The organism is Mycobacterium sp., assembly GCF_019247615.1.
GTDB lineage: Bacteria > Actinomycetota > Actinomycetes > Mycobacteriales > Mycobacteriaceae > Mycobacterium.
In genome coordinates, this window is record NZ_JAFBAT010000148.1 from 1 (window position 1) to 9,236 (window position 9,236).

8 protein-coding genes are annotated in these 9,236 nt (G+C 67.6%); all 8 read left to right on the top strand.

Annotation, left to right across the window (positions count from 1 at the left end):
• The coding region (gene argS, locus JO059_RS09875; protein ID WP_293316176.1) for an arginine--tRNA ligase at nucleotides 1-912 on the top strand (912 nt) is incomplete at its 5' end.
• A complete protein-coding gene (gene lysA, locus JO059_RS09880) occupies nucleotides 909-2,327 on the top strand; it encodes a diaminopimelate decarboxylase (protein WP_293316178.1) in 1,419 nt (472 codons plus the stop codon). The genes argS and lysA, both read left to right, overlap by 4 nt.
• Nucleotides 2,328-2,330: 3 nt before the next feature.
• Entirely contained in the window at nucleotides 2,331-3,656 is a 1,326-nt protein-coding gene (locus tag JO059_RS09885; RefSeq protein ID WP_293316180.1) for a homoserine dehydrogenase, read from the top strand.
• An 11-nt stretch (nucleotides 3,657-3,667) separates the two neighbouring features.
• The gene (thrC, locus tag JO059_RS09890) at nucleotides 3,668-4,744 is read left to right on the top strand and encodes a threonine synthase (RefSeq protein WP_293316188.1); all 1,077 of its coding nucleotides are present in this window, start codon (nucleotides 3,668-3,670) and stop codon (nucleotides 4,742-4,744) included.
• 43 nt (nucleotides 4,745-4,787) lie between these two features.
• Entirely contained in the window at nucleotides 4,788-5,723 is a 936-nt protein-coding gene (gene thrB, locus JO059_RS09895) for a homoserine kinase (RefSeq protein ID WP_293316190.1), read from the top strand.
• Nucleotides 5,724-5,990: 267 nt separating this feature from the next.
• On the top strand, nucleotides 5,991-7,820 hold the full coding sequence (gene rho / locus JO059_RS09900; protein ID WP_293316182.1) for a transcription termination factor Rho: 1,830 nt from the start codon (nucleotides 5,991-5,993) through the stop codon (nucleotides 7,818-7,820).
• A gap of 228 nt (nucleotides 7,821-8,048) precedes the next feature.
• On the top strand, nucleotides 8,049-8,300 hold the full coding sequence (rpmE, locus tag JO059_RS09905; RefSeq protein ID WP_293316184.1) for a 50S ribosomal protein L31: 252 nt from the start codon (nucleotides 8,049-8,051) through the stop codon (nucleotides 8,298-8,300).
• A gap of 131 nt (nucleotides 8,301-8,431) precedes the next feature.
• Nucleotides 8,432-9,236: PCRF domain-containing protein (locus JO059_RS09910; protein WP_293316186.1), on the top strand; the 805-nt coding region annotated here is incomplete at its 3' end.

Consider the following 9,236-nt stretch of genomic DNA (forward strand, 5'->3'; position numbering starts at 1 on the left):
GACTTCGACGTCTACACCCACGAAGACTCGATGCATACCAGCGGCCGCGTCGACCAAGCGATCGCCCGGCTCCGCGAGACCGGCAACGTCTACGAGAAGGACGGCGCAACGTGGTTGCGCACCAGCGCGTTTGGCGACGACAAGGACCGCGTCGTGATCAAAAGCGACGGCAAGCCGGCCTACATCGCCGGCGACATCGCCTATTACCTGGACAAGCGCCAACGAGGTTTCGACCTGTGCATCTACATGCTCGGCGCCGACCACCACGGCTACATCGCGCGGCTCAAGGCAGTGGCCGCCGCCTTCGGTGAAGATCCGGCCACCGTCGAGGTGCTCATCGGGCAGATGGTCAACCTGGTGCGCGACGGCCAACCGGTCCGGATGAGCAAGCGGGCCGGGACCGTGCTGACGCTCGACGACCTCGTCGAGGCGATCGGCGTGGACGCCGCCCGCTATAGCCTGATCCGCTCGTCGGTGGACACTCCGATCGACATCGACCTGGCGCTGTGGTCCTCGGCGTCCAACGAAAACCCGGTCTATTACGTGCAATACGCGCACGCCCGACTCTCGGCGCTGGCCCGCAACGCCGCCGAGCTCGGACTGATCCCCGACACGACGCACCTCGAATTGCTCAGCCACGACAAAGAGGGCGCGCTGCTGCGCAGCATCGGCGAATTCTCGCGGGTGGTGAAAACCGCGTCGTCACTGAGGGAACCGCATCGGGTATGCCGCTACCTGGAAGACCTCGCCGGCGACTACCACCGGTTCTACGACTCGTGCCGGGTCTTGCCCCAGGGTGACGAAGAGCCCAACGACCTGCACACCGCGCGGCTGGCGCTGTGCCAGGCGACCCGCCAGGTCATCGCCAACGGCCTCGCAATCCTCGGCGTCAGCGCCCCGGAGCGGATGTGAACGCCCACCCCGCCGGCCCGCGGTACGCCGAGGCGACCCGGCACGCTGAAAGCCCGCCGCGGCCCCAGTCTCCGGAGGAGCTGCTGCGGCTGGCGCCGAATGTCTGGCCCCGCAACACAACTCGCGATGACGCGGGAGCCGCGGTCGTCGGCGGGGTCTCGGTGACCGATCTCGCCCAGGAATACGGGACTCCCTTGTTCGTCGTCGACGAGGACGATTTTCGTTCGCGTTGCGCAGACATGGCGGCGGCCTTCGGCGGCGGATCGAACGTGCACTATGCCGGCAAGGCGTTCCTGTGCGGCGAGATAGCGCGCTGGATCAACGAGGAGGGCCTCTCGCTCGACGTGTGCAGCGGCGGCGAACTGGCCGTCGCGTTGCACGCGGACTTCCCGCCGGAGCGAATCGCCTTCCACGGCAACAACAAATCCGTCGCAGAGCTGACCGCCGCCGTCAAGTCCGGGGTGGCCCACGTCGTCCTCGACTCGATGACCGAGATCGAGCGGCTCGACGCCATCGCGGGGGAGGCGGGCGTCGTCCAGGACGTGCTGGTGCGCTTGACCGTCGGCGTCGAGGCGCACACCCATGAGTTCATCTCCACCGCACACGAGGACCAAAAGTTCGGGCTGTCGGTCGCCAGCGGCGCCGCGATGGCGGCGGTGCGGCGGGTGTTCGCCACCGACCATCTGCGACTGGTCGGGTTGCACAGCCACATCGGTTCCCAGATCTTCGACGTCGACGGCTTCGAACTCGCCGCGCACCGCGTCATCGGGCTGTTGCGCGAGATCGTCGGCGAGTTCGGCGTCGACAAGACGGCCCAGCTGTCAACGATCGATCTCGGCGGCGGCTTTGGGATTTCGTACCTGTCGCCCGACGATCCGCCGCCGCCGGACGAACTGGCGGCCAAGCTGAGCGCCATCGTGCGCAACGAATCGGCGGCCGTCGGGCTGCCCACCCCCAGGCTGGTGGTCGAGCCCGGACGCGCCATCGCCGGGCCGGGCACCATCACGCTGTACGAGGTCGGCACCATCAAAGACGTCGACGTGAGCGCCACGGCCCACCGGCGCTACGTCAGCGTCGACGGCGGCATGAGCGACAACATCCGCACCGCGTTGTACGACGCACAATACGACGCCCGCCTGGTTTCGCGGATCAGCGACGCGCCGGCCGAGCTGGCGCGGATCGTCGGAAAGCACTGTGAGACGGGCGATGTCGTCGTTCGCGATGCCTGGGTTCCTGGAGACCTGCGGCCGGGCGACCTGCTCGGGGTCGCCGCCACCGGGGCCTACTGCTATTCGTTGTCGAGCCGCTACAACATGATCGGCCGTCCGGCCGTGGTCGCCGTGCGCGCCGGACGCGCGCGCCTGATCCTGCGGCGCGAGACGGTCGACGATCTGCTGAGTCTGGAGGTGAGGTGACCCGTGTCCGATGACGAGAAGCCCGTCGGTGTGGCGGTGCTCGGATTGGGCAATGTCGGCAGCGAGGTCGTGCGGATCATCGAGGACAGCGCCGACGACCTGGCGGCCCGCATCGGCGCCCCGCTCGTGCTCCGGGGCGTCGGGGTGCGCCGCGTCGCCGCCGACCGCGGCGTTCCGGTCGACCTGCTCACCGACGACATCGAACAGCTCGTCGCGCGGGAGGACGTCGACATCGTCGTCGAACTGATGGGTCCGGTGGAGCCCGCCCGCAAGGCGATCCTGTCCGCCCTCGAGCGGGGCAAATCCGTCGTCACGGCGAACAAGGCCTTACTGTCCACGTCCACCGGGGAGCTCGCGCAGGCGGCCGAAAACGCCCACGTCGACCTCTATTTCGAGGCGGCGGTCGCGGGTGCCATCCCGGTGATCCGCCCGCTCACCCAGTCGCTGGCCGGCGACACGGTGCTGCGGGTGGCCGGGATCGTCAACGGCACCACCAACTACATACTCTCCGCGATGGACAGCACCGGCGCCGACTACACCAGCGCCCTGGCCGACGCCAGTGCGCTGGGCTACGCCGAGGCCGATCCCACCGCCGACGTCGAGGGCTACGACGCCGCCGCCAAGGCCGCGATCCTGGCGTCCATCGCGTTCCACACGCGGGTGCACGCCGACGACGTCTACCGCGAGGGCATCACCAAGATCACTCCGGCCGACTTCGCCTCCGCCCGGGCCCTGGGCTGCACCATCAAGCTGTTGTCCATCTGCGAGCGCATCACGGGAGACGAGGGCCAACAACGGGTTTCGGCCCGCGTGTACCCGGCACTGGTGCCGCTGTCGCATCCACTCGCCACCGTCGGCGGTGCGTTCAACGCGGTGGTGGTCGAGGCCGCCGCGTCGGGGCGGCTGATGTTCTACGGCCAGGGCGCGGGCGGCGCGCCCACCGCGTCCGCGGTAGCCGGCGACCTGGTGATGGCCGCCCGCAACCGGGTCTTGGGCAGCCGCGGTCCCAAGGAGTCGAGGTATGCCCAACTCCCGATCGCGCCAATGGGTCTCATCTTCACCCGCTACTACGTCAGCATGAACGTCGCCGACAAGCCCGGCGTATTGTCTTCGGTGGCAGCGGAATTCGCAAAACGTGAGGTGAGCATCGCCGAGGTCCGCCAGGAGGGCGTCGCGGACGAGGGCGGACGGCGGGTCGGAGCCCGCATCGTGGTGGTCACCCACGTCGCCACCGACGCCGCGCTCTCCGAAACCGTCCGGGCGCTGGCCGATTTGGACGTGGTGCAGAGCGTGACGAGCGTGCTGCGATTGGAAGGAAACGACCTGTGAGCGTTGCCCGCATTACCGGGACGGCCACCCACCAGCCCTGGCCCGGGGTGATCGCGGCCTATCGGGATCGGCTGCCGGTCGGAGACGACTGGACCCCGGTCACCCTCCTCGAGGGTGGCACCCCGCTGATCGCCGCAACCCGTCTCTCGGAAAAGACGGGCTGCGCGGTCCACCTCAAGGTCGAAGGTCTCAACCCCACCGGCTCCTTCAAGGACCGCGGAATGACGATGGCGGTCACCGACGCCCTGGCCCGCGGACAGCAGGCCGTGCTGTGCGCCTCCACAGGAAACACCTCGGCGTCGGCGGCGGCGTATGCGGCCCGCGCCGGCATCACCTGCGCGGTGCTGATACCGCAGGGCAAGATCGCGATGGGCAAGCTGGCGCAGGCGGTCATGCACGGCGCCAAGATCATCCAGATCGACGGCAATTTCGACGACTGTTTGGAACTGGCGCGCAAGATGACGGCCGACTTCCCGACGATCTCGCTGGTCAATTCCGTCAACCCGGTGCGCATCGAGGGGCAGAAAACGGCGGCATTCGAGATCGTGGACGCGCTTGGGACCTCCCCCGACGTGCACGCCCTGCCGGTCGGCAACGCCGGGAACATCACCGCCTACTGGAAGGGCTACACCGAGTATCACCAGGAAGGCCTGATCGACAGGCTGCCCCGCATGCTCGGGACCCAGGCGGCCGGCGCCGCGCCACTGGTGCTCGGCGAACCCGTCAGCCATCCGGAGACCATCGCGACCGCAATCCGCATCGGCGCCCCGGCATCGTGGACGGCCGCGGTCCAGGCGCAGCAGCAATCCGACGGGCGTTTCCTCGCGGCCACCGACGAGGAGATCCTGGCCGCCTATCATCTGGTGGCCCAGTCCGAAGGTGTCTTCGTCGAACCCGCTTCCGCCGCGAGCATCGCGGGCCTGCTCAAGGCCATCGACGACGGCTGGGTGGCTCGCGGATCGACGGTGGTGTGCACCGTGACGGGCAACGGGCTCAAGGACCCCGACACCGCGCTGAGGGACATGCCGAGCGTGTCCCCCCTGCCCGTTGATCCGGTGCTCGTTGTGGAAAGACTGGGGCTCGGTTAGTGGTGATCGCAAGCGCGGCGGAGCCGGCGTGTCGGTAACTCCGATGCTGCCCGCGGGGCTGGTGGCCAGCGCCGTGGTCTCGGCATCCAGCGCCAACATCGGCCCCGGTTTTGACAGCATCGGCTTGGCCTTGAGCCTCTACGACGAGATCGTTGTGCAGACAACCGATTCCGGCTTGGAAGTCGTCGTCGAGGGCGAGGGCGCCGATCAGGTCCCCCTGGATGCGAATCATCTGGTCGTTCGTGCTGTCGAGCGCGGACTGCAGGCTGTGGGGGTCGGGGCGCGGGGCCTGACGGTGCGCTGCCGCAACGCCATCCCGCACTCGCGTGGACTCGGCTCGTCCGCGGCCGCCGTGGTCGGCGGGCTCGCTGCCGTGAATGGCCTTGTGGTGCAATCGGATTCATCACCGCTGGGCATCTCCGAACTGGTCCAGCTGTCTTCCGAGTTCGAAGGGCATCCCGACAACGCCGCGGCCGCGGTGTTGGGTGGTGCGGTGGTGTCGTGGATTGACGGCACGAGTGATCCACCCGACTACCTGGCCGTACCGCTGCGACTGCATCCCGACATCCGAGTGTTCTGCGCGATTCCCGAGGAGCGTTCGTCGACAGCCGAGACCCGCGTGCTGCTGCCCGCGCGGGTGAGCCACGAGGACGCCCGGTTCAACGTGAGCCGGGCGGCGTTGCTGGTCGTTGCGCTCACCGAACGGCCGGATCTGCTGATGCCGGCCACCGAAGACGTGCTTCACCAACCGCACCGAGCCCAGGCGATGCCCATCTCGGCGGAATATTTGCGACTGTTGCGATGTCATAACATTTCAGCCACGCTGTCCGGCGCCGGCCCCTCGCTGATCGCTCTGAGCACGGAACCCGACTTGCCCACCGAGGCGATGGAGTACGGTGCGGCAAACGGATTTTCCATCGCGAAGATGACCGCCGGTGAAGGAGTTCGCTGGAGCCCGGCCGTCACCGTCGCGGGTTAATCCACAGCGTGGCCGGACGGTTTGCTTGCTTCCGGCAGGGATGCAGGTTATCCTCGGAGCCGTCCAGCAATCGCAGGATCTGCATCTGCATACATACTGCCTTGCCGCTAGGACAACACCAATTCTTCTCGTGAACGAGGTTCGCCGCTACATATCCGCCAATCCTGGCGACCACCGTTGCGGAGTCGATGATTGGGTGCACTCGGCAAATTGGCTGACTGCAACGAACCCCCTATGACCACATCAGTGGGGGAAGAAAGGAAATCCGTGACCGATACGGACTTGTTCACGGCTAACGAAAGCACCGACGGCAATCAGCCGTCGAGCGCCGTGACCACAGCCACCCCCGACCTCAACACCGGCGGCCCGGCGGCCAAGCTGTCCACCATGGTGTTGCCCAAACTGCGCGCGCTGGCTAACGAAGTCGGCGTCAAGGGAACGTCGGGCATGCGCAAGAACGAACTCATCGCCGCGATACGCGAAATCAGGGGACAGGCCAACGGGACACCGCCCGCCGCCGCCTCGGAGGACGGCGGCGAACCCGGCCCGATTGCCACCGAAGCCCCCGAAGCCGGGGCCGAAAAGCCGGCTACCCCGGGCGAACAGAATGGTGCCCCGACCGACTCGCCGCGCCGGGAACGCCGCGGCGCGGCGCGCGACGCGGGATCGCCCGCGCGCACCGGCGAGGAGCGCGACGGCGGGGACTCAGGCACCCGGGACGGTGCCAACACCGGCGATGCCCCCAAGACCAAGACCGCCGAGCGCAAGCAAGACGCCGGCGGCGATCAAAGCGGTGATCAGGAGGGTTCCGCCCAACAGTCCCGCGGCTCGAACCAGCAGGAGGAGGACGGCGAGGGCCGTCAGGGCCGGCGGGGACGCCGGTTCCGCGATCGCCGCCGACGCGGGGAGCGCTCGGGCGAAGGCGGCGACACCGAGCTGCGCGAGGACGACGTCGTCCAACCGGTCGCGGGCATCCTCGACGTACTCGACAATTACGCGTTCGTCCGGACTTCCGGCTACCTGGCCGGACCGCACGACGTCTACGTGTCCATGAACATGGTGCGCAAGAACGGCCTGCGCCGCGGCGACGCGGTGACCGGCGCCGTCCGGGTGCCCAGGGACGGCGAACAGCCCAACCAGCGGCAGAAGTTCAACCCGCTGGTGCGCCTGGACAGCGTCAACGGTGGCTCGGTCGAAGACGCCAAGAAGCGGCCCGATTTCTCCAAGCTGACGCCGTTGTACCCGAATCAGCGGCTGCGCCTGGAAACCACGCCCGACCGGCTCACCACGCGGGTCATCGACCTCATCATGCCGATCGGCAAGGGACAGCGCGCGCTGATCGTGTCGCCGCCCAAGGCCGGAAAGACGACGATCCTGCAGGACATCGCCAACGCGATCACCAAGAACAACCCGGAATGCCACCTCATGGTCGTCCTCGTCGACGAGCGCCCGGAGGAGGTCACCGACATGACGCGCTCGGTCAAGGGCGAGGTCATCGCCTCGACCTTCGACCGGCCGCCGTCGGACCACACCTCGGTCGCCGAGCTGGCCATCGAACGCGCCAAGCGGCTCGTCGAGCAGGGCAAGGACGTCGTGGTGCTGCTCGACTCGATCACCCGTCTGGGCCGCGCATACAACAACGCGTCGCCCGCGTCGGGCCGGATCCTGTCCGGTGGTGTCGACTCCACCGCGCTCTACCCGCCGAAGCGCTTCCTCGGCGCGGCGCGAAACATCGAGGAAGGCGGGTCGCTGACGATCATCGCCACCGCGATGGTCGAGACCGGGTCCACCGGTGACACGGTCATCTTCGAGGAGTTCAAGGGCACCGGCAACGCCGAGCTCAAGCTGGACCGCAAGATCTCCGAACGCCGGGTCTTCCCCGCGGTCGACGTGAACCCGTCGGGCACCCGCAAGGACGAGCTGCTGCTGTCGCCCGACGAGTTCGCCATCGTGCACAAGCTGCGCCGCGTGCTCTCGGGTCTGGACCCGCACCAGGCGATCGACCTGCTGATGTCGCAGCTGCGCAAGACGAAGAACAACTACGAATTCCTGGTGCAGGTGTCCAAGACCACGCCCGGCTCGATGGACAACGATTAATCCGGTACAAGGCCCCGCGACACTGTAACCAGGCACACGACACGCCGACGTGCGTGTGCGGAATTACAGGTTCGGCGCAACGACAGTCGTCGGGAATGCGCGCAAGCGGTTCGGCGTTTGGGCTCATGTATGTTGACCTGGCATAATCGGCGGTCGACTATCCCGGGGACCGGTTCGGGTTCCCGGAGTTCACGCCCGGTCCGGGCGGCAGACGATCGAAGAGGACGTATGAAAGCTGACATTCACCCCGCCTACGGGGAGACCACGGTGCACTGCGGTTGTGGGAACACCTTCCAGACCCGCAGCACCAAGCCCGGCGGCAACATCGTCGTCGAGGTGTGCTCGCAATGCCACCCGTTCTACACGGGCAAGCAGAAGATCCTCGACAGCGGCGGCCGGGTGGCCCGCTTCGAGAAGCGCTACGGCAAGCGCAAGGCCGCGTCTGAGAGCACCGACAAGGCCGACGCGACCGAAAAATAGCTGCGTTCCCGACGCCCGAACTGCGCTGACGTAGCGCAGGCCGGGCGTCGATTCGCGTATATGTAGTGCCCGGCTCAACCTCGGGCCGCCCGCGGCCCGCACCGTCGCCGGGCGCGGGCAGGAGGTGTGTGATGACGCAGCCGGTACAAACGATCGACGTGCTGCTGGCCGAACACGCCGAGCTGGAGCGCCGGCTGGCGGACCCCGAGTTGCACAGCAAGCCCGATGAAGCGCGCAAGGCCGGACGCCGGTTCGCCCGACTGGCCCCCATCGTCGGCACGTACCGCAAGCTGGTCGCCGCCCGCGGCGACCTGGAGACCGCGCGCGAGCTGGCAGCCGACGACGAGTCGTTCGCCGATGAGGTGACCGAACTGGAAGCACGCGTGGCCGAACTCGACACCCAACTCACCGACATGCTGGCTCCCCGCGACCCGCACGATGCCGACGACATCGTGCTGGAAGTCAAATCCGGTGAGGGCGGCGAAGAATCGGCCCTGTTCGCCGCCGACCTGGCCAGGATGTACATCCGCTACGCCGAGCGGCATGGCTGGACGGTGACGGTCCTGGACGAAACCACCTCCGATCTGGGCGGTTACAAGGACGCCACGCTCAGCATCACCAGCAAGGGCGACACCGCCGACGGGGTATGGTCACGAATGAAGTTCGAGGGTGGGGTACATCGCGTGCAACGCGTCCCGGTCACGGAATCCCAGGGGCGCGTGCACACTTCGGCGGCCGGCGTGCTGGTCTATCCCGAACCCGAGGAAGTGGGCGAGGTGCAGATCGACGAGTCGGAACTGCGCATCGACGTGTACCGCTCGTCCGGCAAGGGCGGCCAGGGAGTGAACACGACCGACTCCGCGGTGCGGATCACGCATTTGCCGACCGGCATCGTCGTCACCTGTCAAAACGAACGGTCGCAGCTGCAGAACAAGA